This is a genomic window from Lutibacter sp. HS1-25 (assembly GCF_004121075.1).
GTDB lineage: Bacteria > Bacteroidota > Bacteroidia > Flavobacteriales > Flavobacteriaceae > Lutibacter.
The window spans coordinates 1-24313 of the sequence record NZ_RHLN01000137.1 but is presented as its reverse complement, the minus strand read 5'-3'; the positions used below and the strand labels follow the sequence as shown (position 1 = coordinate 24313).

The following is a 24313-nucleotide window of genomic DNA, read 5'->3' as shown; positions in this document are numbered from 1 at the left end:
ATTTGCAAAAAAATACAACTTTTGAAGCGAATCTTAGTATCTGTAACAAATGATTTAGTAACCGACCAACGTGTTCATAAAGTGTGTACAACACTTTTTAACAATGGTTTTGATATTTTACTGATTGGACGAAAATTAAAAAACAGTCAACCTTTAGTAAGAGATTACAATACGCTTCGATTTAAATTGTTTTTTAACAAAGGTGCTTTGTTTTATGCAGAGTATAATTTGCGTTTATTTTTTATCCTACTTTTTTTGAAAAAAGATATTTTATTATCAAACGACTTAGATACCTTACTTGCAAATTATATGGCAAGTAAAATTTCTAAATCCAAGTTGGTTTATGATAGTCACGAACTTTTTACTGAAGTTCCAGAATTGATTTATAGACCTTTTCAACAAAATTTTTGGCTATTTATTGAACAACATATTTTCCCTAAATTAAAATATGCCTATACTGTAAATGAAGAAATTGCTAAAATTTACAGCGATAAATACGGGGTTAATGTAAAGGTTATTAGAAATATTGCACCTTTATACCACAATTTAAATATAGACAAAAATTTAGCCGAAAGTGTAAAAGGAAAATCAAAAATGATTATTTTACAAGGATCAGGAATTAATATCGATAGAGGTGCTGAGGAAGCTGTTGAAATGATGCAATATTTGACTGGATTTGTTTTGTATATTATTGGATCTGGCGATGTTATAGCTACATTAAAATCAATGGTTAAAGATTTAGCACTTTCTAACAAAGTTTTTTTTAAGGATAAAATGCCTTATGAGAATTTAATGGAATATACAAAAATAGCCGATTTAGGACTTTCATTAGATAAAAACACCAATTTAAATTACACCCTTAGTTCACCAAATAAAGTATTTGACTACATACAGGCTAATACACCCATTTTAACTTCAAATACCAAGATTATTTCTAAACTTATTTTAGATAAAAACATTGGAATAGTTACAAATTCACACAATCCAATAGCATTAGCAAAAACTGTTGAAGACATTTTTTTAAACGAACAACAATATAATATATGGTGTAAAAACTTAAAAGAAGTTGCTAAAGAATTAAATTGGGAAAACGAATCGAAAAAATTAATGGAAATATTTAATAGCATTGACTAATAAAACCCTAAATATTGTAAGTTTTGATGTACCATTTCCAACAAACTATGGCGGAGTAATTGATGTATTTTATAAACTAAAAGCCTTAAATCTTCAAGGAATTAAAATTATATTACACACTTTTGAATATGGTAGAGGAGAACAAAAGGAACTTGAAAAATATTGCGAAAAAATATTTTATTATAAACGAAAAACAAAATTCAAAAATATATTTTCAACTTTACCATTTATTGTAAAAACAAGAGCAAATAAGGAACTAACAACAAATCTACTTGCTAACAATTATCCAATTTTATTTGAAGGAATCCACAGTACATTCCCTCTAATAAAAACAGAATTCAAAAACAGGACTGTCATAATTAGAGCTCATAATATTGAACATAACTACTATAAAGGCTTGTATAGAAGCGAGTCTAACAAGTTTAAAAAATTATTTTTCAACTTAGAAAGCGTAAAACTTCTTAAATATCAAAAAATTCTGAATAAGGCTGATTATATCTTATCAATTTCTCCAAGCGAACAAAATTATTTTGCTTCAATATTTTCTAATAAATCAATTTATGTTCCAGCTTTTCACAATCATACAGATGTTAATTCCAAAATTGGAAAAGGAAATTTCGCACTATATCATGGCGATTTAAGAGTTTCAGACAATCTAAAAGCTTGTATTTATTTAACAAAAATATTTTCAAAAACTACATTTCCATTTATTATAGCTAGTGATTTTTCAAATCCTAAGTTGGAATATCTTATTAAAAAATTCAACAATATTGAATTCAGAAAATTAGCCACAAATGATGAATTAGATCAATTAATAAGAGATGCTCACATCAATATTTTACCAACTTTTCAAGCTACAGGAATAAAATTAAAACTGATTAATGCTATATTCTTAGGCAGATTTTGTTTGGTAAACAACAAAATGATTCAAAATACAGGTCTTGAAAAACTTTGTGTAATTGCAAATTCAAAAAAAGAATTTATAGCAAAAATTTTAGAAATAGTAGGTGAAGATTTTACTAAAAATCATATAATTGAAAGAAAAAACACCCTTAACAATTTTGATACTTCAGTAAATGCTCAAAAAATAATTAAATTATTTTATTAACCTCTTTGCTGTACAACTTCAAACAATTCACCGCCTTCACATTTAATTGTTTTTCCTGGATATTTTAAAATAATGGCATAATCGTGGGTTGCCATTAAAATGGTTTTTCCACTGTTGTGAATTTCTTTTAAAACATTCATTACACCAACAGAAGTTGCAGGATCTAGGTTTCCTGTTGGCTCATCGGCTAAAATTAATTCGGGGTCATTTAACAACGCTCTGGCAATTGCAACACGCTGTTGCTCGCCACCAGACAATTGAAAAGGCATTTTAAAATCTTTAGTTTCCATTCCAACTTTAGACAAAACTTCGTTTATTTTTAGCTTAATTTTAGCTTCATCTTTCCAACCTGTTGCCTTTAAAACAAATTTTAAATTCTCAAAAACATTTCGATCATTTAACAATTTAAAATCCTGAAATACAATACCCAATTTTCTACGTAAAAACGGAATTTCACTTTCTTTTAAATTGTTTAAATCAAAACCAGCAATGCTTCCTGTACCTTTTTCTAAAGGCAAATCACCATACAAAGTTTTCATTAAACTACTTTTTCCACTTCCCGTTTTTCCAATTAAATAAACAAATTCACCTTCATTTAAATGTAAATTAACATTAGATAAAACTAAATTTTCACGCTGAAAAATCTCGGCATTTTTTAAAGAAAGGACTACTTTTGACATTGAATATTGAATTTTTAACAAAAGTAACTATTTAAAAGCAATCAATCAATAGGTTATAAACATATAATATTAGCGTTCTTATCATATTGATGTTCATTTTTAAAATTGTTAAAATCTCGTTTATAAAAAATTTCATTTTAAAGACAATTTCGCGAAAATAATACGTTATTTGATTATAACATTGAACTTTCAATTTTAATCAAAATGAATTACAAAAAAATTGTTTTACCATTCGTTATTTTTTTAATAACTAACTTTATATCAGCACAAGAAACAGCTATTTACACCAATACACTTGCAGACTATAACCACGCATTGTTGCTGTATCAAAACAAATCTTATGTTGCCGCTCAGCAACAATTTGACCAAATTAAATCTAAGTATAACAATGCTTCTGAACTAAAAGCTAATTGCGCGTATTATGCAGCTAACTGTGCTGTACGACTAGGACAGCCAAATGCCGACGAGTTAATGCAACAATTTGTTGATAATTATCCAACAAGTACCAAAAGAAACAGCGCTTTTATAGATGTTGCCAATTATTACTTTAATACAGGTAGTTACGCATATGCAGCCAAATGGTACGCAAAAGTAAACACTACAAACTTAACCTTAAAACAAGAGGAAACTTTTAACTTTAATTACGGCTATTCGTTATTTTCAGTTAAAAACTACGCAGGTGCAAAATCGTATTTCTTGCTGCTTTTAGATTCGCAAATCTATGGTGCGCAAGCCAAATATTATTATGGTTTTATTGCTTATAACCAAGACGATTATGATACTGCAGGCAAGTATTTGAGTGAAGTTGAAAATAACAAATCGTTTAAAACCGATGTTTCATATTATTTAGCTGATATGAATTTTAAACTCGGAAATTTTCAAAAAGCGATTGACTATGGCTTACCAATTTTAGAAAAATCGAGAGGCATTGAACACTCTGAAATTTCAAAAATTATTGGCGAAAGCTATTTTAATCTTCAAAAATACGAAGAAGCAATTCCGTATTTAATTAATTACAAAGGCAAAAGTGGCAAGTTTAACAATACCGATTATTACTTTTTAGGCTACGCTTATTACAAACAAAACAACTTTAAAAATGCCATTAGTAATTTTAATAAAATTATTGACGGTAACAATATTGTGGCTCAAAATGCGTACTATCATTTGGCTGAATGTTATTTAGAATTGGCCGAAAAACAAGCTGCTCTAAATGCTTTTAGAAATGCAGCTCAAATGCCTTTTGAACCTGAAATTCAGAAAGATGCTTGGTTAAATTATGCCAAATTAAGTTATGAAATTGGGAATCCTTATAAAAGTGTGCCTGAAGTTTTGAACGAATATTTAAGTTTATATCCAAATTCACCTAACAAAACTGAGATCAACGATTTAATTATTAGCAGCTACATAACATCAAAAAATTATGAAGGCGCACTAGATTATTTAAAAGGAAAAAAATCGAACAAAGAGCAAGCTTTGTATCAAAAAGTCTCTTTTTACCAAGGTCTAGCGTTTTTTAATGATGCTAAATATGACTTGGCAAAAGAAAATTTTGAAAATTCACTAACTGTTTCTGCTGATGGTTTAATTACTGCTGAAGCTACTTTTTGGAAAGGTGAATCTAATTATAGATTGGAGAATTTTGCTGGCGCTATCAGCGATTTTAAAGCATTCTCATCAAATTCTTACGCGTCAAAAACACCTAATTTTGAAGTGTTAAATTACAACTTGGCTTATGCTTATTTTAAACACAAAGAGTATCCTCAGGCTATTAATGCATTTAAATTGTATCTTCAAAAAAACAGCAATGATCTTGTGAAAAAAAATGACAGTTATTTGCGTATTGCCGACAGTTATTTTGTTGAAAGTAATTACAAAAGTGCCATTGAATATTACAACAACGCTTTAAAAACTAACGGAATTGATGCCGATTATGCGCAGTTTCAAAAAGCAATTTGTTACGGATTAACCGGTAATGAAAATGAAAAAATAAAAGAACTTAATTTATTTTTAAAAACCCACAAGAAATCTATTTATCGTGATGATGCTTATTATGTTTTAGGAAATTCATACATCAAAATAAATAACAACAAACTGGCTTTAGAAAATTTTAACTACTTAATTACCAACCACAACCAAAGCACACTTGTTTCAAAAGCATTGCTTAAAAAGGGATTGATTTATTACAATACTGATAAAAACAATGAAGCTTTAACAAATTATAAAACAGTTGTAAACCGTTTTCCAAATACTGCAGAAGCCAATCAGGCTGTTAAAAATATTCGTCAGATTTATGTTGATTTAGGTCGTGTTGATGAATATGCTACTTGGGTAAAAACAATTGATTTTGTAAATGTTTCTGATGCCGAATTGGATAATGACATGTATGAATCTGCCGAAAAACAATACCTTCAAAATAATTCTAAAAAAGCCATTCAAAATTTTGAAAAATATTTAGAAAATTTTCCAAAGGGTATCCATGTATTAAAAGCTAATTTTTATTTAGCGCAGTCTTTATTCTCAGACAATCAACAAGTTAAAACCATTCCATATTACACTTTTGTAACAAATCAAGATGCCAACGAATTTACCGAAACAGCTTTAGAAAGATTGTCGGTTGTTTATTTAGAAACCAACAATTGGCAAGCCGCAATACCTTTATTAGAACGTTTAGAAACCAGTGCCCGTTTACCACAAAATATCATTTTTGCTCAATCTAATTTAATGAAAGGTTATTACGAAGAAAAAAAATACCAAAAAGCAGTTTCTTATGCCGATTTAATTTTACAAAATCCAAAATTGGATGCCAATATTAAATCAGATGCTCATATCATTATTGCGCATTCTGCTATAAAAACAAACAATGAAACAAAAGCAAGAACGGCTTATGTAGAAGTTGGAAAAATTGCTTCAGGTGAGTTAAAAGCTGAGGCCCTTTATTACAACGCATATTTTGAAAACAAAGATGGTAGCTACCGTGTTTCTAACGAAATTGTGCAAACCATTGCAGCAGATTTTGCCGCTTATAAATATTGGGCTGCCAAGGGTTTAATTGTAATGGCTAAAAATTATTACGAATTAGATGATGCTTTTCAGGCGACTTATATTTTAGAAAGTGTTTTGAAAAACTTTACCCAATTTAAAGATGTAATTGAAGAAGCCACTACCGAATTGAATACAATTAAAACCGAAGAAGCAAAAACAAACGAATCTGTTCAAAATTAATTTCGAATTGCAACCTAAAATTTCAATTCAACTTTTAAACATTCAAAAACTTAAAAAAATGCGAAAGCTCTCTATATCATCACTTTTAATTTTAGTTACTGGATTTACTTTTTCTCAAACAACTAAAATAGACACCCTAAAAACTGAAGAAATTTCGGTAGTAAAACCTTACACTCCAACAATTTCTGATGCTTTTAAAATTGTGTCAAATCCAGAGATTGACCCTTCAAATAGTTTTCAAAAAGAAACTGTTACTTATAACTTTTTTTCTGTTCCTGTAGCATCTACTTTTACACCTTCAAAAGGAAAAGCACAAGGATTGGTAAAAGCACCAAAAGAAAAATTGTACGACAATTATGTTTTAGCTGGTTTTGGGAATTATACAACACCTGTATTTGAAGCTTTTGTGCACGCAGGAGATGCTAAATACAATGATTTTGGTGTACTTATAAACTATCTTTCTTCTCAAGGTGATATTAAAGATGTTATTTTAGATGACAATTTTTCGAAAACAAAAGTCGAGCTTTTTTACAAACAATTTGAACGCGATTTTAATTGGAAAGCAGATTTAGGCTATAACAGACAGCGTTATAATTATTATGGTTTGCCATCTCATATTGTTTTTGACGAAAATATAATAAATACTATTGATGAAAAACAAGTTTATACCGCTATTAATTTAGGTGGAAATATTGTTTTTGACAACACTATTTTTAAAGAAGGAACCGTTAAAATAACTGGCTTTAACGATTATTACGATAGCAATGAATTTCGCTTTAACATCAACCCAAATTTTGAATACCTTATTGCCGATAATTTTTTAAAAGGTGGTGTTTTAATCGATTTTTTAGCAGGAAAATTCAAACAAAATTACGGTTCACCTGATGACTTAAAATACAGTTTTTTAAATTTTGGAATTGACCCTAATTATGAAATACTAACAGATGATTTAAGCATTAACATTGGCGCAAAATTGTATTATACTTTTGATTTTGAAAATAACAACAATTCATTTAAAATTTATCCAAACATAATAGCTTCATACCAATTAATTGAAGATATTTTTATTGTAACAGCTGGTGTTACCGGAGATTTAGTTCAAAATACTTATAATAATTTTACAGCCGAAAATCCTTTTGTTTCACCTACTTTAAATATTTTACAAACCGACCAACAATACAATGCTTTTGCAGGTCTTAAAGGAAAACTTGCTTCTAATATTGGTTACAACTTTAGCGCAAGTTATGGCAATGAAAACAACAAACCGCTGTACATTCAAAACCAAATTCTTACAGATGGATTACTTGCTGTTGATAAAGCTTATGAAGCAGGAAATTCGTTTAGCGTAATTTATGACGATGTAAAAACCATACAAGTTTATGGCGAAATAAATGTTGATTTTTCAAAAGAATTTCAACTAACAGGTAGTTTTAATTATGCAAATTACAATACAACAAATCAACCCGAAGCTTGGAATTTACCTGAAATTAAAGCCAGTGTACTTGCAAAATACAATGCGAAAAATTGGTTTGCAGGTGCGCAACTATTTTTTAATGGCAACACAAAAGATTTTGTAATTCCTTACAATCAATCACCCGAAAATGGCTCAATTGTAACCAATAATTCTTACGTAGATTTAAATTTAAATGCGGGTTACAATTTTACTAAACAATTGGCCGCTTTTGCCCGTGTAAACAATGCCGTTGGCAATAGTTACAACCGTTTTGTAAATTATCCTGTGCAATCTTTACAAGTATTGGGAGGTGTTATTTACAAGTTTAATTTGTAATATTTAGCGCAATAAATAGTGCTTAAAATTTAAAAAAAATCAAGAGTTAAAGCGTTAATTTTCCAACTCTTCAACTCTTGATTTGTACTTTTTTACAGCTGTAATTATTTTTCCAGACAAATTATTCAACCATTTCAATTGTTCAGAAACCAATAAAGTTTCTTTTAATTGTGCTCCTGTTTCTACAGAGTGTTCCAAACCTGAAGCGATTTCTTCATCTCTTTTATCAGACAATTTCATAAAGGCCTTTTGGTAACTATTTTCAGCTTTATCAATATCTAAATTCAAATCAACTGTTTCAATCTTAGTATTTTCCAACAAATTGATTGCTTGCTGAAGATTTAAACAAATATTATTCACAAAAACATCAAATTCTGCTGGTACAGCCGAAGTATTATTATTTCTAATAAAAGTTCCTAATGAAGTAAGAGATGATAAAAAGGTGTTGTTAAAAACTGTAATTTCATAAATAGTTGAAAGTTCTACCTGTTTGGATTTAGGATCTTGATTTAACCTTTGAAAAACAGCATTTAATTCTGCAATATTTAAAAATGCTTCTTTTCTCATCAATTTATACTTTGTTGATATTGAACCCTTTTTGTGATAAAACAATGAAATTTCTTTTAAAAAATCTTCATTAGATTTTATGGCTTTGCTAAAATATTCGTGAATTTGTTCGACCTGCCAAGACGGAAATAAAAAATACATTGCCAAAAACGACAAAGTTGCTCCAATTAAAGTATCAATAATTCTAAACTGTATAACCGATAAAATATTGGGTTCAAAAATTGCATATAAAAAAACAATATTTAAGGTAATAAATACTGCTGCATTTCTATAATTTAACTGTATTAACGAAAAAGCCATCGGTAAAGAGATAACCGCAATAGTTGCATATACCACCGTATTTTGCGTCACTAAAATTACAATTGTAGCAATAAAAGCACCAATTAAAGTCCCTAAAACACGGTGAATTGTACGTGATTTTGTCAACCCAAAACTAGGACGCATAATTACTGCAATGGTAATTAAAATCCAATATGGGTTTTGCATGGACAATTGTTCTCCAATAACATACCCAATAATAACAACCAAAGTTAAACGCAACGAATGTTTAAAAATTGGAGAATTAAAACTAAAATTTTCGGTTAGTTTTTTAAAATCGTAATCTTGAGGTGTAATAAAACGACTGGCATCTCTATGGCTTAAAATCTTATCGCTTTGCTTATAATTATTTAAAACACGTTCAATTGAAACAATATTTTGAGCCTGTTTTTCTTGATAGTTTTTAAAATTTAAAAGCATTAAAGTCCCTACTCTAGCTTTTGGCATTCCTACTAAAATTCGGTAAAGATCTATGCTACGACTTATGTTTTTTAAAATTTCAGGAATTTTAGTATTTGCTTGTAGTTTTTCTTCTTTTCTAATTGCTCTGGCAATATGATGCAATTGATTTGACATCTCTAGAATTAACTTTTGAAATTCTTCAACTATTTCTTTATGTTTTTCAAAAACCACATCAAATTTCTCATAATCAACCGTATTGGCTATGGCAAGTTCTAAAATATCAACCAATTCAGAAAAAATCAATTGCTGCCTTCTTGTTTTATTTGAAAAACCAGACTTGCTTCTTTCTGTTAAAATAATTTCTCGTATTGTTTCGTGTAATTCATTTATTTCAAATTGTAGATCGAATATTTTTTTATACAAATCACCCCTATTTTCAGTGGTAATCAACAATTCAGAACGTATTTTTAAAAAATCAGACGTTTTTTCAATCGTTTTTACAAACAACTGATCCATTTGAAATTTAGGAAAAATCAATATTTTTAAATAAGTAAGTAATAAATACCAAAAACCACCTAAAGCAATTAACAAGGCATGTTCCAACAAACTTTCTTCCGTATAATCTCTTGTAAAGCTCAAAACAATGGCTAACAATCCTACAAAAGTAATTTGTGAAGCTCTAAATCCAAAAACAGAAACATAGGATACCAAAAATACCGAAATACCTAAAACTGGCATTAGCAACCAAAAGTAAGTCGCAATAGAACCTATTAATAAGGTTAAACCAAACGATAAAAATATAGCGACTAATATTCCAAAAAAAACGTGCCTCGTACTTCCTGGCACATCAGTAGGTGAACAAAACAATACACCAAGTGCTATGCTAAAACCAATATGAATATTATTTAATACATATACACTATAAAAAATAGGAATAAGCATAGCTATAGCCATCACCGCTCCTTTCAAAAAATCCAAACTTCTAAAAAACCTAATTGCCTTTTCTAACATTTTTATTGAATATGCATCAAATTTACGGAGTATTTTTCACTTCATTTATGCATTAAAAGTTTTATTAGCAGATTTAACAATTATATAAATTAGAATCCTAATTTTTAAATGTTTTCATTTAATTACAAAATTTAATATGTATAATTTTAAAAATTCATATTACAAACAGTTTGTTCAACTATTTATGAGAACCATCACAAAAGGGATTGTTTTTAGTTTGTTTACAACTACAAAGGTACTTAGTTGCTGTTTTTTCGGCTGTAAATATTTGTGGTACCATTCCGCTTCCTTTGTGTTTTCCATCGCAAAACGGTTGACTTTCAGACAACCCACATGCACACCAGGCATACTTTTTTCCTTCTTCCAATTCAACTGCTATTGGGCTACTGCCTGCTCTTTTAGGTAATTCCATTTTTTTTGTTTTTTTAGATATTTATTAAAAATAAGTTAAATTTAATTATCAAAGCTATAAAATAATTAAAAAAGACACCTATTAGAGTATATTTGCAAAACATAAAAAAACACCCCCAATATGAAATATTATTTATTACTATTTTTTAGCGTATTGTTTATTTCTTGTAACGACGATACTCCTCCTTCTTATGAAACTGAAGATGATATTATTGCTTACTTAGATGAAAATAACATAACAGCTAACAGAACAGAAACTGGTTTACATTACTTAATTAAAACCGAAGGAAATGGCCGAAAACATGCTGAAAATGAAAAGGTTACTTTTACTTATAAATTATACTTATTAGACGGATCAGTTGTTGAAGAAACTAAAACTGAAGGTATTACTTCATTAATAGAAAATTTAATTCCAGGTTTGGCTGAAGGAATCAAATTTTTTGAGGAAGAAAGTGAAGGAACTATTTACATGCCTCCATCATTAGGCTTTGGATTTTATGACAGAAATAACGTACCTGCGGGCTCTGTTTTAATTTTTGATATTAAAATTTTAAAAATTTCAACTCCCGAAGATGAAATATTGGCCTATTTAGCAGAAAATGAGTTAGAAGCTCAAAAAAGCGAAACTGGTTTGTATTATATCATTAACAAACAAGGTGAAGGTGCTGTTCCTACTGCAAATTCAAATGTAACTGTTGCTTACAAAGGCTATTTTACCAATGGAACCGTTTTTGACCAAAGTGATAACGGAATTTCTTTTAATTTATCACAAGTTATCAAAGGCTGGCAAGAAGGTATAACTTACTTTAATGAAGGTGGCGAAGGCATTTTATTAATCCCGCCGTATCTAGGTTATGGCTACACAGACAGACTCGGAATCCCTGCTGGATCCGTACTTATTTTTGAAATAAAACTTGTAAAAATAAATAATTAGTCAATAATTAATACAACAAAAAAGCGTGTGAATTTTAAAATTTACACGCTTTTTTGTTTGCAATATTTTTCAAACTATGATAATTTGGGCGCTCCCTTACAGGTCGGGCTTTCCGCTATATCTTTTTTACAATTCCACTGCGTTGCATTGTAAAAAAGGATGCCGCTGCAATCCCTAGTGCAAGTAGGTTAACTCCCAACTTCAATCTTACAACATAAAAACCTTCAACTTGTTTTATCTTATAGTGGCAATAAACGCTGAAATTGAATCCTTGCCTTTATTATTTAAATGACTGATAAATGCCGATCCAATAATGGCACCTTTTGTATTTTTAGTTGCCTGCTCAAAAGTTTCGGCATTAGAAATACCAAAACCAACAATTTGAGGCGATTTTAAATTCATTGTTTCAATACGTTTAAAATAATCGCTTTGCGCATTTCCAAAAGTACTTTTTGAACCAGTTACTGCTGCAGAACTTACCATATAAATAAATCCGTCAGAAATTTCATCAATAAATCGAATGCGTTCATCACCAGTTTGTGGTGTAATTAAAAACACATTTATCAAACCGTATTTTTCAAAAATAGTCTTGTAATTTTCGTTGTATTCTTTTACTGGTAAATCTGGAATTATCAATCCGTCAATACCAATTTCAGCACATTTTTTACAAAAAGCCTCAATACCATACTGCATCATTGGATTAAAATAACCCATAATTATTAAAGGAATTGAAACTGTTTTACGAATGTCTTTTAATTGGTCAAACAACACTTTTGTTGTCATACCGTTATTTAAAGCTGTTGTTGAACTCGCCTGAATCGTTGGTCCATCAGCCAAAGGATCACTAAAAGGCAAACCAATTTCAATCATATCAACACCACTTTTTTCTAAACTTTCTATAATAGAAACGGTATCATTTAACTTTGGAAAACCTGCTGTAAAATAAATAGACAGCAACTTTTTATCTTCTTGTAATTTTTTATTTATTCTATTCATTATATTTTATTTTACGTCACCCTGAACCTACCTGCCGCAGGCAAACTTGTTTCTGAGTCACATTATATTACATTATTTTAAAATCAATTTAAATCTCATTTAAACTTACATTTTACTCATTAGATCTGATGCTGAAAATAAATTCAGCATAACGAATCATTTTTTTCCACGTCACCCTGAACTTGTTTCAGGGTCACATCATAATTCTAATGTTTTTAATGTTGGATTCAATTCTTTAATCAGATTAATTTTCCAATCATGGTGCCAATTTTTCAATTGTTTTTCTCTTAATATCGCTTGATTTATATCTGTAAATTCTTCAAAATAAATTAAATCCGTTACATTATATTTTACTGTAAATTTTGAACCTTGCCTACTTTTGTGTTGAACAACCCTATCTATTAAACTATTTGTAACCCCTATATAAAGTGTTGTTCTATATTTATTTGTTAGTATGTAAACAAAACTTAATTGCATTTTCCCAATAGATATGATGCTGAAATAAATTCAGCATGACGCAAAACTACAGTTTAAAATATTTGATATAAGTATCCAAGTCTTTATCTCCTCTTCCTGATAAATTCAATACAACAATATCATTTTCTTTAAAATTTTTCTTTTTAAAAACCGCCAAAGCATGCGAACTTTCAATAGCAGGAATAATTCCTTCTAACTCGCACAATTCCAATCCGGCTTGCATTGCTTCATCATCAGTAACCGAAATAAATTCAGCACGTCTAGATTCACATAAATGCGCATGTAAAGGTCCAACACCAGGATAATCCAATCCCGCTGAAATCGAATAAGGCTCTGTAATTTGTCCGTCTTCGGTTTGCATCAACAAAGTTTTACTTCCGTGAATAATTCCTTCATGTCCTAAAACACTTGTCGCAGCACTTTCACCTGAATCTACTCCTAAACCAGCAGCTTCAACTGCAATTAATTTCACCTCTCCTTCATCTAAAAAATGATAAAAAGCTCCTGCAGCATTGCTTCCTCCACCTACACAAGCAATTACATAATCTGGATTTTCTGAACCTTCTTTTTCTTTTAATTGCTTTTTAATTTCTTCAGAAATAACCGATTGAAAACGAGCAACCATATCTGGATAAGGATGCGGCCCAACTACTGAACCAATAATATAATGCGTATCTACCGGATTGTTAATCCAATCTCTAATTGCTTCATTTGTAGCATCTTTTAACGTTCTACTACCCGATAACGCAGGCACTACAGTTGCGCCCAACATTTTCATTCGTGCCACGTTTGGTGCCTGACGAGCAATGTCAATTTCACCCATATAAACAATACATTCCATACCCATTAAAGCACAAACTGTTGCTGTTGCAACACCGTGCTGCCCTGCTCCTGTTTCGGCAATAATTCTGGTTTTACCCAAACGTTTTGCCATTAAAATTTGTCCGATTGTATTGTTAACCTTGTGCGCACCTGTATGACATAAATCTTCACGTTTTAAGTAAATTTTTGTGTTGTATTTTTCAGACAAGCGTTTTGCAAAATACAAAGGTGTTGGTCTGCCAACATATTCTTTTAACAATTCTTGAAACTCCTTTTGAAAAGCAGGTTCTTGCATAATTGTTAAATATTTTTGACGTAATTCTTCTACATTTGGATATAACATTTCTGGAATATATGCCCCTCCAAATTTTCCGTAAAATCCATTTTCATCTACAAAATAACTCATAGTAAGTTGTTTTTAAATTCTTTTATATCGTTTATATTTTTTAATGCCGGCGTAATTTCAAAACCACTATTAATATCTACACCTGCAAAAGCATTGTGTTGTATTTTTTTAATTACTTGCGCATCTATTTTTGAAATACCTCCACTTAATAAAAAAGGCGTTTTACCTTTGTATTTTTGAAGCACTTCCCAGTTAAATTTTACACCATTACCCCCGTATTCTTTTCCTTTTGTATCGAATAATAAATAATCACATACTTTTTGATACACCTCTGTTTTTGAAAATTCAAAATCATCGTCTACTGAAAATGCTTTGAAAATTTGCAATTGTTGAAATTCTGCATTTCGACTGCGTTCAAGGTGATACTTTTTACTACTTTCAATAAGCTCTTTACAATACGTAGGTGTTTCTTCTCCGTGTAACTGAACCGCATTTAATTGGTGTTTTTCTACAATTCTTAATACTTCTTCAATTGTTTCATTTACAAAAACACCCACTTTTTTAATATCATTAGGAAAATCAACTTTTGGAAAATCTGATACAAAACGTTTTGATTTTGAATAGAATATAAAACCCACAAAATCTGGTTTCAAAGCCAATAAACTTTGAAGATTTTCTGAATCTCGCATTCCGCAAACTTTAATTTTCATATATAATTTGTTTAAAGGTTTAATAGTTTAAAGGTGTAAGGGTTTTAAAAACTACACATTTAAACTTTTCAGCATCAAAAACTACCTAATTTGACTTACAAATTCCTGACAAGCCAATCCTGGGTTTTCAGTTTTCATAAAATTTTCTCCTATTAAAAAACCTTGAAAACCGTATTCTTTTAAACCTGTAATAATTCGTGGATCGCTGATACCGCTTTCCGAAACTTTGATACAACTATCTGGAATTTGACTTGCCAATTCAATAGAATGCTCCAAATCCACTTCAAAAGTTTTTAAGTTTCTGTTATTTATTCCTATAATTTTATTGTCTAAATCTGCAATTTTATCAAGTTCTTCTTTGCTATGCACTTCATACAAAACATCCAAACCTAAATCTTCGGCTAGTTTTCCGTAATTTTTTAATTCTTCTTTAGTTAAACAAGCAGCTATTAATAAAATTACATCGGCACCAATAGCTTTTGCTTCAACAATTTGAAATCCGTCTACAATAAAATCTTTTCTTAAAATAGGCGTTGTTTCATTTACTGAACGTGCTTGCATTAAATCTAAAATTGTTCCGCCAAAATAATTTTTATCGGTTAAAATAGACTGCGCAGCAACTTTTGCATCTAAATAACCATTGGTTACATCTATTACCGAAACTTTGTCGTTTATAATTCCTTTTGAAGGAGACTGACGCTTAAACTCGGCTATAATTCCTGTTGAACCAACTGCTGTCAACGATTTTTTTAACGACAATGGTGTACGGTTAAATCCCGGACTTTTTATCAATTTTTCTAGTTGCACTTCACTTCTTAATTGTGCTACTTCTAGTTTTTTATTTGCTATTATTTTATCTAAAATGGTCATAATTAATTATTAATTTTCAATTACGAATTACGAATTGTTTCACTCTTATAATTTTAAATTACGAATTACGAATTGTTCTTTGAATACTTCCTATTATTTTTAATATTTCTTCTGTTTTTTCTAAATACAATTTACTTTCTTCAAAAGTTAAATAATTTGTATCTCTTAATAGTCTAATCCAATAATGTGTTTCTCTTGCTTCTTTATACGCTATGGTTAGTTTTGCTAAAAAATCCTTTTTGCTTTGACCTCCAATAGCTTCTTCTATATTCGCACCAATTGAAGTTCCAGACCTCAAAAGTTGTTTACTTAACACAAACTCTTTTTTCTCTTCTATCAATAATCTGTACAATTTGACAACTTCAACAGCAAAATCGTAACTTTTTATTTGAATAACATTTTCTTTCATAGCATTATTTCTGAAAATTTGTAATTCGTAATTAAAAATTTGTAATTACTTAATCAATCTGGTTAAACACGTTTTCGCTTTTAAGCCAAATAATGAATCTTTTGCTTCTTCAAAAGCAGTTTCAAAAGATTTATTTTTATCTATTATTTTTAATGCAAAGGCAGCATTTGTAAGTACTGCATTGTTTTGTGCTTCTGTTCCTTTTCCTTCTAAAATAGACAGAAATATATCTGCTGATTCTTTTACTGAGTTTCCTCCAAAAATTTCAGATTGCGCTAAACGTTTCAAACCTAATTCTTCAGGAGCTATTAATTGCTCATTGTTTTTTGTAAATAATTTGAATGAACTTGTTAATGAAATTTCATCGTAACCATCTAAACTATGTACAATTCCGTAATTTTGAGCTGTTTCTTGTAACAAATAGTTGTACAATCTTGCCACTTCTAAATTAAAAACACCTACCATTTGATTTTGCGGATTGCTTGGATTTACCAAAGGTCCCAACATATTAAAAAATGTTTTCATTCCCAATTCTTTTCTAACAGGTCCAACTGCTTTCATAGCTGGGTGAAATAAAGGTGCGTGTAAAAAACAAATATTTGCGTTTTCTAATTGTGATTTTAAACTATCCTGATTGTTTGAAAACTTATAACCTAAAAACTCCAACAAATTTGAAGAACCACTTACCGATGAAGCACTGTAATTACCGTGTTTTGCAACTTTATTACCAGTTCCTGCAACAATAAAAGATGTTAATGTTGAAATGTTGAAAGTATCTTTTCCGTCTCCACCAGTACCACACAAATCAATGGTGTTAAAATCTGAAAAATCTAATTTTACTGACAATGACAACAAAGCTTCTCTAAATCCGGCCAATTCATCAACAGATATTGGACGCATCATAAAAACCGTTAAAAAAGAAGCCAATTGAGAAGTATTGAATTTTTCAGTTGCAATCTCAATCAAAATATTTTTTGCTTCTTCTTGTGTTAGTCGCTCTTGTTCAAATAATTTATTTAGTATATTTTTCATTATTTAAATTTCAATTATTTATTTGCTTCAATAAAATTACGAACCATTTTTTCTCCAAGAGGTGTTAAAATAGATTCTGGATGAAATTGTACCGCACTAATATTGTGCGTTTTATGTTGTAAAGACATAATATCTCCAAATTCATCAACAGAAGTAATTTCTAATTCTGCAGGAAAATCTTTTGTTGAAGCAATCCAAGAATGGTAACGAGCTGCTTCAAACTCTGTTGGCATATCTTTATAAATTACCGCATCATTTTTAGTTACTTTCATAATAGTGGCAACACCGTGAAAAACCGAATCTAAATTTTCTAAAGAACCTCCAAAAACTTCAGTAATGGCTTGTAATCCCAGGCAAACTCCAAAAATTGGTTTTTTACCTGCATAGGTTTTTATGGTTTCTTTTAAAATTCCGGCTTCATCAGGAATCCCTGGTCCTGGAGACAATATAATTAAATCATAGGCATTGATACCTTCAATTGTAATTTCATCATTTCTAAAAACAGCAGGATAAACACCTGTAATATCTTCGACCATATGCACCAAATTGTAGGTAAATGAGTCGTAATTGTCTAATATTAAAATTTTCATTGTTTCTATTTCTATTTTCGTCACCCTGAATTTATTTCAGGGCCTCATATTTATTCTAAAAAAGATTCTGAAACAAGTTCAGAATGACGGATTTTTATTTATATTTTTTCTGCTAAAACCAATGCTTTCTTTAAAGCAGCCAATTTATTATTAACCTCCTGTAACTCACCTTCTTCGGTTGAATTAATTACAATTCCTGCTCCTGCCTGATAAAACAAGGTGTTGTTTTTACTTACAAAAGAACGAATTGCAATTGCCAAATTTACTGAATTATCCAATCCAATAAAACCAACTGCACCACCATAAAAACCACGCGTTTGATTTTCATAAGTATCAATCAATTCCATTGCTTTAAATTTTGGCGCACCACTTAATGTTCCGGCCGGAAAAGTATCTCCAACAATTTCAATTGCTTTTCCTTTTGGTTTTCCTTGCACTGTTGAAACCAAATGAATTACATGGCTAAAATATTGTACTTCTTTAAAAACTTCAACATTAACATTACTTGCGTGTTTACTTAAATCGTTTCTGGCCAAATCTACCAACATTACATGTTCAGCAGTTTCTTTTTTATCATTCGATAATTTTTCGCCCAACAAAATGTCTTTTGCCATATCTCCAGTTCTTTTAAAAGTACCTGCAATTGGGTTGATAATGGCTTTTTCTTCATCAATTTTAATTTGTGCTTCTGGTGAAGACCCCATCAATTTAAAACTTCCGTAGTCAAAATAAAATAAATATGGTGAAGGATTTATAGAACGCAAAGCTCTGTATAAATTAAACTCGTCTCCTTTGTATTTTTGCTGAAACTGACGAGACAATACCAATTGAAAAACATCGCCACGCTTACAATGTTGTTTGGCTTTAGTAACCATATTTCTAAAATCATCATCGGTACAGTTTGAAGATTCTTTGCCTTCGGTTTCAAATTTATACAAACCGTAAGTTCTAGAATTTATCAAAGTTTGAATTTCTTCAATTCTAGATGCTTCACCTTCTTCAATATTTTCAATTAAAGTTAATTCATCATTAAAATGATTGATTGCTATGATAAATCTGAAAAAACTAAATTGTAAATCAGGTATTTCAGAAGCCGCTTTTTCAGCCTTTAATTTAATGGTTTCAAAATACTGAATAGAATTGTAAGAAATGTATCCGTAAAAACCATTGTATGCTTTTATTTCTGCATTACAATCTACATCTATTGTTTTACTATACGTTTGAAAAATATTATAAAAATCGCGACCTATTTTTTTAGAATCGATTAATTTATCTTTATAAGTATACGTAAAAACATCATTATCAGCCTTTAAAGTCACTATTGGATCTACACAAATAAACGTAAAACTCTCCTCTTTACTATGGTAATCTGAACTTTCAAGCAATAAACTATTGGCATATTTATCTCTAATTTTAGAATACATACCTACAGGAGTAATAGTATCTGCCAGTTGTTGTGTTGAAATGGTTTTAAATTTTAAATTTTTCATTTTCATTGAAATAAAAAAAGACCTATCGCGAGATAAGTCCTTTTGTTTATATTGATATATACATATAGTAGTTACTTCTCGCTTAATTTGTAAGAGAGTTCCACCACCAATTGATATTTAATTTATTGTTTTTCATTTTCGAGTCACAAATTTAATACAGATTTTTAGATACACAAATTATTCTCTAACAAATTAATTTATTATTTTTGTAAAAAGACATATCATGAAAATTTCATACAAAATTGCCTTCATTTTTACATTATTTGCAACAACTACAATTATCTCACAAGAAAAATTAAAAGGAAATGGAGAAGTTACTACTGAAAATAGAGATATTTCGGATTTTACTAAAATTGAAATAATTGATGATATTGAAGTTTTTTTGGTTCACAATAAAAAGCAATCTGTAAGTATTGAAGCAGATGTTAATTTGCAAAACAACATTCTTACCAAAGTTAAAGATGGTGTTTTAACTATTAGAACCGATCAAGTAATTGGTCGAAGTAAAGCACTTAAAGTACATTTAGATATAGATAAAAACATTACCGAGATTAGTACTTACAACAAAGTTAATGTAACATCTAAAAACCTGATAATTATTGATTCAATTTCTTTTAACGCCTATGACTCTAGTGTTATAAAATTAAAATTAAATACCAAATCTATTGCTATAAACGGAAAAAGCGGCAGCAATTTAGATCTTGAAATTTTAACCAACAATGCAACTATTGAAACTAGTGGATCTAACACAACAACGGCTGTAATAAATGCTCAAAATGTAGCTTTAAAATTGGCAGACAAGTCTACTGTTAATTTTTCGGGAACTACAGACAATTTAGATCTTAGTGCTTTTAGCAGTACCACTTTTAAAGGAAAATCTCTTGCAACAAAAAGCGCAACTGTAAAAGCATACAATAGCGCTGAAATCTTGGTAAATGTGTCTGAAAATTTAAATATTTTTTCAAATAACTCCAGCGAAATAACCATTTATTCAAATCCGAAGATTACAATAACTGAGTTTTTTGACAAGGCAATTCTTAGAAAAAAAGAACTCAATTAGCCTACAATAAGCTCAATATTTGAACTACTATTATTAGCAACACCATTGCAATTGGATAAACGGTTGCATAGGCAATTGCTGGCGCATCTACATCAACCATATTGTCTACGGCAGCCAACCCAGGCGTACTTGTCATACTTCCTGTTAGTGTTCCCAACAATGAAAGAATATTTATATCTAAAAACAATCGCGCAATAACAGTTGTTAAAATCATAGGAATTAAAGTGATTAAAATTCCGTAAGCAAACAATTCCAATCCGTATTGTTGAAATGTTTCCACCAAACTTGTTCCTGCACTTGTACCAACAGCTGCCAAAAAGAACAACAAACCAAATTGACGCAATAATTGGTTAGAAGCACCTGTCATTGTCCATAAAATTGGACCTGTTTTACCTGTTCTTCCTAAAATCAAAGCAACCATTAATACCCCGCCTGTTAAACCCAAACTAAAAGAAAAATCATCGCCAAAATTCAAACTAAGCTTACCTACTAAAATACCTAAAATAATTCCGATTGCGATTGGAAAAAAATCTGTACTTGACAATTTACTGGTATCATCTCCAAAAATACGACTCACATCTTTCATATTGTCTTTGTGACAAACTACAATTAATTTATCACCAAATTGCAATGTAGAAGATGGACTTGGAGAAATGTTAATACCCGAACGACGAATACGCGTAATAGTTGCGTGATAGGTTTTTAAAATATTTAATTGTCCCAATGTTTTTTTAACCACATCTTTATTGGTAACCAAAATAGAACGAACATCGTAATTATTATCTAGCGGAATTTCAGTTTCAACTTCACTTCCTATTAATAATTTAATACGTTCAAGTGCATTTGCCGAACCTACAGCTCTAACAATATCTCCTTTATGAAACACAACATTTGGCTCGGCAACCACAACAACACCGTTGTGCATAATTCTAGAAATAACCGCTTTGGTCATAAACTGAATATTTAACTCGCCAAAAGTTTTCCCAATAACATTCTCATTTTCAACAATAAAATGCTTTTTTTCAATTTCAGGAAAATCTGTTGAAATTTTTTCTTTGTAATTTTTAACTTCAGCCTTAATGTCTTTGCCCATAATTTTAGGCAAAAAACTCACAAAAAGAATAACCCCAATAACTCCAAACGGATAACCAATACCATAACCTATTGATGCCAATGGCGAACCTGTAGCGTCAATGGCAGCAGCCAAACCAGGCGTACTTGTTAAAGAGCCATTTAACAACCCAATTACCAAATTTTTATCAATTCCGAAGAAATAAAAAATAAGAAAAGTGATAAGTCCTGCACTTATAACCAGCACACTTGCCAAAATAGCCAATTCGCGACCATTTTTTTTAAAAGATTCAAAAAAACTAGGTCCGGCTTGTATACCAATTGTAAAAATAAAAATTACCAATCCCAAATTTTGAAAATCTTTAGGAACTACAAAGCCATAATGACCAAAAACCAAAGCAACAAATATAACTGCAGAAATATCTAATGAAATACCTTTAAACTTTATTCTTCCAATAACAAACCCAATTGCAATAATCAAAAACAACACAAAATAACTATTTGAAAATAACTCCATTTAATAAATATATAAGTTTGACAAAACAAATTTAACCACATTCTTTAATGATTAACCATTAAAATTGCTACAATTAACGAAAACGATTACTACACTTTTATACACATAAAAAAGCCTGAGCGAAACACCCAGGCTATTAATATAATATTACTAAAAAAATTTAATCTAAAGAACCTAGATAACGTTCCGCATCTAAAGCAGCCATACATCCTGTACCTGCAGCAGTTACAGCTTGTCTGTATTCTTTATCTTGCACATCTCCAGCTGCAAAAACACCTGGTAAATTAGTCTTAGTAGATTTTCCTTTGGTAATTAAATAACCTGTTTCATCCATATCTAAAACTCCTTTAAATATATCTGTATTTGGTTTGTGTCCAATAGCAATAAAAATTCCAGTTACCGGAATTACTTCTTTTTCACCAGAAATATTGTTAAAAACACGTACACCTTCAACAACGTTATCACCTAAAACCTCATCAATTTCAGTATTGTATTTTACTTCCAAATTTTTGGTTTTATCAACCCTGTGTTGCATTGCTTTTGAAGCTCTCATATAGTCTTTTCTAACAAGCAAAGTAACTTTATTACAAATATTTGATAAATAAGTTGCCTCTTCGGCAGCAGTATCACCAGCACCAACAACAACTACATCTTGTCCTTTATAGAAAAAACCATCACAAGTTGCACAAGCAGAAACACCACCACCAATTAAACGTTGCTCACTTTCTAAACCTAAATATTTTGCAGTTGCACCTGTTGAAATAATCACCGTTTCAGCTTCAATTTGAGTCGTTTCATCAACAGTAACTTTATGTATACCTCCAACTTCTTTACTAAAATCAACTTTAGTAACCAGTCCAAATCTTACTTCTGTACCAAAACGCTCTGCTTGAGACTTTAAATCTTCCATCATTGCAGTTCCATCTGTACCTTTTGGATATCCAGGAAAATTATCAACCTCTGTAGTAGTTGTAAGTTGACCTCCCATTTGCATTCCTGTATACATTACTGGTTTTAAATCTGCACGCGAAGCATAAATTGCTGCTGTATAACCAGCAGGTCCCGAACCAATAATCAAACATTTTATTCTTTCAATTTTATCAGACATTATTTTCTCTTTTTATTTTTACAAAAACAAATTTATGGCTATTTCTTAAAACTAAATAGTATTATTTATAATTTTTCACAATACAATTATAAGAAACAACAATACTTGGTTTGAACTAATTTTAGTTATTTTTATCCTTTAGAATATTATAATATATGAATACTTCAAACCAAAACGCAAATTTAACCCAACTTAAAACAACAATTGCTAACAACTTGGCTGTTTTGCTTTTTTTTAACACTCAATCTTGCAATGTTGGCGAAGCTTTAGAACCTAAAGTTAAAAATTTACTTAGCAGCAATTTCCCAAAAATAAAAATGTTTACGGTTGATTTAAATTTTTCGCCCCAAATAGCAGCGTCTTACAATGCCTTTGTAGAACCTACTATACTGGTTTTTTTTGATGGTAAAGAAACCATTAGAAAAAGTAGAAATATTGGGATTTACGAATTAGAAGAAGCCATAAAAAGACCTTATCAACTTATTTTTGAATAAATACTTGCAAAATGCATTTTAAGTATTATATTTGCAGCCTTAAAATATGATAACCACTCGGGGTGTAGCGTAGCCCGGTTATCGCGCCGCGTTTGGGACGCGGAGGTCGCAGGTTCGAATCCTGCCACCCCGACAAAAGCCTTTTCATTTACTTGAAAAGGCTTTTTTTATAAGTATTTCAAAACCTATCTTATTTTTAAATTGGGCATTCCCTTCGGTCGGGCTATTCGCTATATCTTTTTTACAATTTCACTGCGTTGCATTGTAAAAAAGGATGCCGCTACTATCCCTAATGCAAAATCAATTTCAAACATTGATTGTTAATACAATTCAAAAAAAATGTAAATTTTAATCTAAAAAAATTTCATAATATAAATCCTCAAACAATAATTTAACAAATTTCACCCTACAAAAACCCTAAAACATCAATATTATCAAGGAATATTTATTTTCATCAAACTTAAAAATTTAACAACCAACATATTTAAAAATAAAATACATTTGCCTAATTTATAAACTAACAAATTGGCATCTAAATGAAGTTATATCAATTAATTATAGCAATAATGCTTCTTATTACAACTGGTGTAAAATCTCAAAACGATTTACCCTTACATTTAGATCAATCAAAAATAAAACCTTTAAATAGCTTACAAAATTCTGATCTTCAAAAAAGTTTAGAACAAGAACTAAATAAAGTACCTGCTTGGAAAAATTTAATTGCAAAAAATAAAATGGCTGTTGG

General features: G+C 30.1%; 21 protein-coding genes, 1 tRNA gene and 1 pseudogene. 9 read left to right on the top strand and 14 right to left on the bottom strand.

The window, feature by feature from the left end; all coding sequences use genetic code 11:
* Positions 1–21: 21 nt before the first annotated feature.
* Positions 22–1134 (top strand): glycosyltransferase, encoded by a 1113-nt coding sequence (locus EC396_RS13550; RefSeq protein WP_129367131.1) that lies wholly within the window; start codon positions 22–24, stop codon positions 1132–1134.
* Positions 1127–2242 carry a glycosyltransferase gene (locus tag EC396_RS13545; protein ID WP_129367130.1) on the top strand — a complete coding sequence of 372 codons (1116 nt, stop codon included), beginning with the start codon at positions 1127–1129 and terminating at the stop codon, positions 2240–2242. Before EC396_RS13550 ends, EC396_RS13545 begins: the two co-directional genes overlap by 8 nt.
* On the opposite strand, the gene EC396_RS13540 is transcribed toward EC396_RS13545, so the two are convergent.
* Positions 2239–2922, bottom strand: coding sequence for a cell division ATP-binding protein FtsE (locus EC396_RS13540; protein WP_129367129.1), 684 nt, complete (start codon positions 2920–2922; stop codon positions 2239–2241). The two genes, EC396_RS13545 and EC396_RS13540, sit on opposite strands and share 4 nt — an antisense overlap.
* Before the next feature lie 204 nt (positions 2923–3126).
* Here EC396_RS13540 and EC396_RS13535 point away from each other — a divergent pair, with 204 nt between their 5' ends.
* The gene (locus tag EC396_RS13535) at positions 3127–6144 is read left to right on the top strand and encodes a tetratricopeptide repeat protein (RefSeq protein ID WP_129367128.1); all 3018 of its coding nucleotides are present in this window, start codon (positions 3127–3129) and stop codon (positions 6142–6144) included.
* 58 nt (positions 6145–6202) lie between these two features.
* Positions 6203–7933: a TonB-dependent receptor gene (locus tag EC396_RS13530; RefSeq protein WP_129367127.1), complete on the top strand. Its 1731-nt coding sequence runs from the start codon at positions 6203–6205 to the stop codon at positions 7931–7933.
* Positions 7934–7987: 54 nt separating this feature from the next.
* On the opposite strand, the gene EC396_RS13525 is transcribed toward EC396_RS13530, so the two are convergent.
* Together EC396_RS13525 and EC396_RS13520 are read right to left on the bottom strand one after the other, a co-directional pair.
* Positions 7988–10231 carry an FUSC family membrane protein gene (locus tag EC396_RS13525; RefSeq protein WP_129367126.1) on the bottom strand — a complete coding sequence of 748 codons (2244 nt, stop codon included), beginning with the start codon at positions 10229–10231 and terminating at the stop codon, positions 7988–7990.
* Between the two features lie 178 nt (positions 10232–10409).
* Positions 10410–10643 carry a CDGSH iron-sulfur domain-containing protein gene (locus EC396_RS13520; protein WP_129367125.1) on the bottom strand — a complete coding sequence of 78 codons (234 nt, stop codon included), beginning with the start codon at positions 10641–10643 and terminating at the stop codon, positions 10410–10412.
* 120 nt (positions 10644–10763) lie between these two features.
* On the opposite strand from EC396_RS13520, the gene EC396_RS18305 reads away from it, so the two are divergent.
* Positions 10764–11576, top strand: coding sequence for an FKBP-type peptidyl-prolyl cis-trans isomerase (locus EC396_RS18305; protein WP_370276503.1), 813 nt, complete (start codon positions 10764–10766; stop codon positions 11574–11576).
* A gap of 234 nt (positions 11577–11810) precedes the next feature.
* Here EC396_RS18305 and trpA read toward each other — a convergent pair whose 3' ends face one another.
* From trpA to EC396_RS13470, 9 genes are all read right to left on the bottom strand, one after another.
* Positions 11811–12572, bottom strand: a complete 762-nt coding sequence (gene trpA, locus EC396_RS13510; protein ID WP_129367124.1) for a tryptophan synthase subunit alpha — start codon at positions 12570–12572, stop codon at positions 11811–11813.
* 198 nt (positions 12573–12770) lie between these two features.
* The gene (locus tag EC396_RS13505) at positions 12771–13049 is read right to left on the bottom strand and encodes a GIY-YIG nuclease family protein (protein WP_129367123.1); all 279 of its coding nucleotides are present in this window, start codon (positions 13047–13049) and stop codon (positions 12771–12773) included.
* Between the two features lie 46 nt (positions 13050–13095).
* Positions 13096–14277, bottom strand: a complete 1182-nt coding sequence (gene trpB, locus EC396_RS13500; RefSeq protein WP_129367122.1) for a tryptophan synthase subunit beta — start codon at positions 14275–14277, stop codon at positions 13096–13098.
* Positions 14274–14927 (bottom strand): phosphoribosylanthranilate isomerase, encoded by a 654-nt coding sequence (locus EC396_RS13495; RefSeq protein ID WP_129367121.1) that lies wholly within the window; start codon positions 14925–14927, stop codon positions 14274–14276. Before EC396_RS13495 ends, trpB begins: the two co-directional genes overlap by 4 nt.
* 81 nt (positions 14928–15008) lie before the next feature.
* On the bottom strand, positions 15009–15797 hold the full coding sequence (gene trpC / locus EC396_RS13490; RefSeq protein WP_129367120.1) for an indole-3-glycerol phosphate synthase TrpC: 789 nt from the start codon (positions 15795–15797) through the stop codon (positions 15009–15011).
* A 58-nt stretch (positions 15798–15855) separates the two neighbouring features.
* Positions 15856–16206, bottom strand: coding sequence for a four helix bundle protein (locus EC396_RS13485; protein ID WP_129367119.1), 351 nt, complete (start codon positions 16204–16206; stop codon positions 15856–15858).
* A 45-nt stretch (positions 16207–16251) separates the two neighbouring features.
* Positions 16252–17238 carry an anthranilate phosphoribosyltransferase gene (gene trpD / locus EC396_RS13480; RefSeq protein ID WP_129367118.1) on the bottom strand — a complete coding sequence of 329 codons (987 nt, stop codon included), beginning with the start codon at positions 17236–17238 and terminating at the stop codon, positions 16252–16254.
* A gap of 14 nt (positions 17239–17252) precedes the next feature.
* Positions 17253–17828, bottom strand: coding sequence for an aminodeoxychorismate/anthranilate synthase component II (locus tag EC396_RS13475; RefSeq protein ID WP_129367117.1), 576 nt, complete (start codon positions 17826–17828; stop codon positions 17253–17255).
* 98 nt (positions 17829–17926) lie between these two features.
* Complete coding sequence (locus EC396_RS13470; protein WP_129367116.1) at positions 17927–19318, bottom strand: anthranilate synthase component I family protein; 1392 nt, start codon at positions 19316–19318, stop codon at positions 17927–17929.
* Between the two features lie 223 nt (positions 19319–19541).
* On the opposite strand from EC396_RS13470, the gene EC396_RS13465 reads away from it, so the two are divergent.
* A complete protein-coding gene (locus EC396_RS13465; RefSeq protein WP_129367115.1) occupies positions 19542–20378 on the top strand; it encodes a GIN domain-containing protein in 837 nt (278 codons plus the stop codon).
* 1 nt (position 20379) lies between these two features.
* Here EC396_RS13465 and EC396_RS13460 read toward each other — a convergent pair whose 3' ends face one another.
* Positions 20380–21966, bottom strand: coding sequence for an aspartate:alanine exchanger family transporter (locus tag EC396_RS13460; RefSeq protein ID WP_129367114.1), 1587 nt, complete (start codon positions 21964–21966; stop codon positions 20380–20382).
* Between the two features lie 160 nt (positions 21967–22126).
* Positions 22127–23074 (bottom strand): thioredoxin-disulfide reductase, encoded by a 948-nt coding sequence (trxB, locus tag EC396_RS13455; protein ID WP_129367113.1) that lies wholly within the window; start codon positions 23072–23074, stop codon positions 22127–22129.
* A gap of 155 nt (positions 23075–23229) precedes the next feature.
* On the opposite strand from trxB, the gene EC396_RS13450 reads away from it, so the two are divergent.
* The 3 genes and pseudogenes from EC396_RS13450 to EC396_RS13440 all read left to right on the top strand — a co-directional run.
* Entirely contained in the window at positions 23230–23568 is a 339-nt protein-coding gene (locus tag EC396_RS13450) for a thioredoxin family protein (RefSeq protein ID WP_129367112.1), read from the top strand.
* 58 nt (positions 23569–23626) lie between these two features.
* Positions 23627–23701 (top strand) — tRNA-Pro (locus EC396_RS13445).
* A 403-nt stretch (positions 23702–24104) separates the two neighbouring features.
* Positions 24105–24313: pseudogene (locus EC396_RS13440) on the top strand (hypothetical protein); the annotation flags it as partial.

What these genes read in the sequence shown, in the direction of transcription:
- EC396_RS13540 (WP_129367129.1), bottom strand. Translation starts at nt 2,922, where the DNA reads ATGTCAAAAGTAGTCCTTTCTTTAAAAAATGCCGAGATTTTTCAGCGT.
- EC396_RS13535 (WP_129367128.1), top strand. Translation starts at nt 3,127, where the DNA reads ATGAATTACAAAAAAATTGTTTTACCATTCGTTATTTTTTTAATAACT.
- EC396_RS13530 (WP_129367127.1), top strand. Translation starts at nt 6,203, where the DNA reads ATGCGAAAGCTCTCTATATCATCACTTTTAATTTTAGTTACTGGATTT.
- EC396_RS13525 (WP_129367126.1), bottom strand. Translation starts at nt 10,231, where the DNA reads ATGTTAGAAAAGGCAATTAGGTTTTTTAGAAGTTTGGATTTTTTGAAA.
- EC396_RS13520 (WP_129367125.1), bottom strand. Translation starts at nt 10,643, where the DNA reads ATGGAATTACCTAAAAGAGCAGGCAGTAGCCCAATAGCAGTTGAATTG.
- EC396_RS18305 (WP_370276503.1), top strand. Translation starts at nt 10,764, where the DNA reads ATGAAATATTATTTATTACTATTTTTTAGCGTATTGTTTATTTCTTGT.
- trpA (WP_129367124.1), bottom strand. Translation starts at nt 12,572, where the DNA reads ATGAATAGAATAAATAAAAAATTACAAGAAGATAAAAAGTTGCTGTCT.
- EC396_RS13505 (WP_129367123.1), bottom strand. Translation starts at nt 13,049, where the DNA reads ATGCAATTAAGTTTTGTTTACATACTAACAAATAAATATAGAACAACA.
- trpB (WP_129367122.1), bottom strand. Translation starts at nt 14,277, where the DNA reads ATGAGTTATTTTGTAGATGAAAATGGATTTTACGGAAAATTTGGAGGG.
- EC396_RS13495 (WP_129367121.1), bottom strand. Translation starts at nt 14,927, where the DNA reads ATGAAAATTAAAGTTTGCGGAATGCGAGATTCAGAAAATCTTCAAAGT.
- trpC (WP_129367120.1), bottom strand. Translation starts at nt 15,797, where the DNA reads ATGACCATTTTAGATAAAATAATAGCAAATAAAAAACTAGAAGTAGCA.
- EC396_RS13485 (WP_129367119.1), bottom strand. Translation starts at nt 16,206, where the DNA reads ATGAAAGAAAATGTTATTCAAATAAAAAGTTACGATTTTGCTGTTGAA.
- trpD (WP_129367118.1), bottom strand. Translation starts at nt 17,238, where the DNA reads ATGAAAAATATACTAAATAAATTATTTGAACAAGAGCGACTAACACAA.
- EC396_RS13475 (WP_129367117.1), bottom strand. Translation starts at nt 17,828, where the DNA reads ATGAAAATTTTAATATTAGACAATTACGACTCATTTACCTACAATTTG.
- EC396_RS13470 (WP_129367116.1), bottom strand. Translation starts at nt 19,318, where the DNA reads ATGAAAAATTTAAAATTTAAAACCATTTCAACACAACAACTGGCAGAT.
- EC396_RS13465 (WP_129367115.1), top strand. Translation starts at nt 19,542, where the DNA reads ATGAAAATTTCATACAAAATTGCCTTCATTTTTACATTATTTGCAACA.
- EC396_RS13460 (WP_129367114.1), bottom strand. Translation starts at nt 21,966, where the DNA reads ATGGAGTTATTTTCAAATAGTTATTTTGTGTTGTTTTTGATTATTGCA.
- trxB (WP_129367113.1), bottom strand. Translation starts at nt 23,074, where the DNA reads ATGTCTGATAAAATTGAAAGAATAAAATGTTTGATTATTGGTTCGGGA.
- EC396_RS13450 (WP_129367112.1), top strand. Translation starts at nt 23,230, where the DNA reads ATGAATACTTCAAACCAAAACGCAAATTTAACCCAACTTAAAACAACA.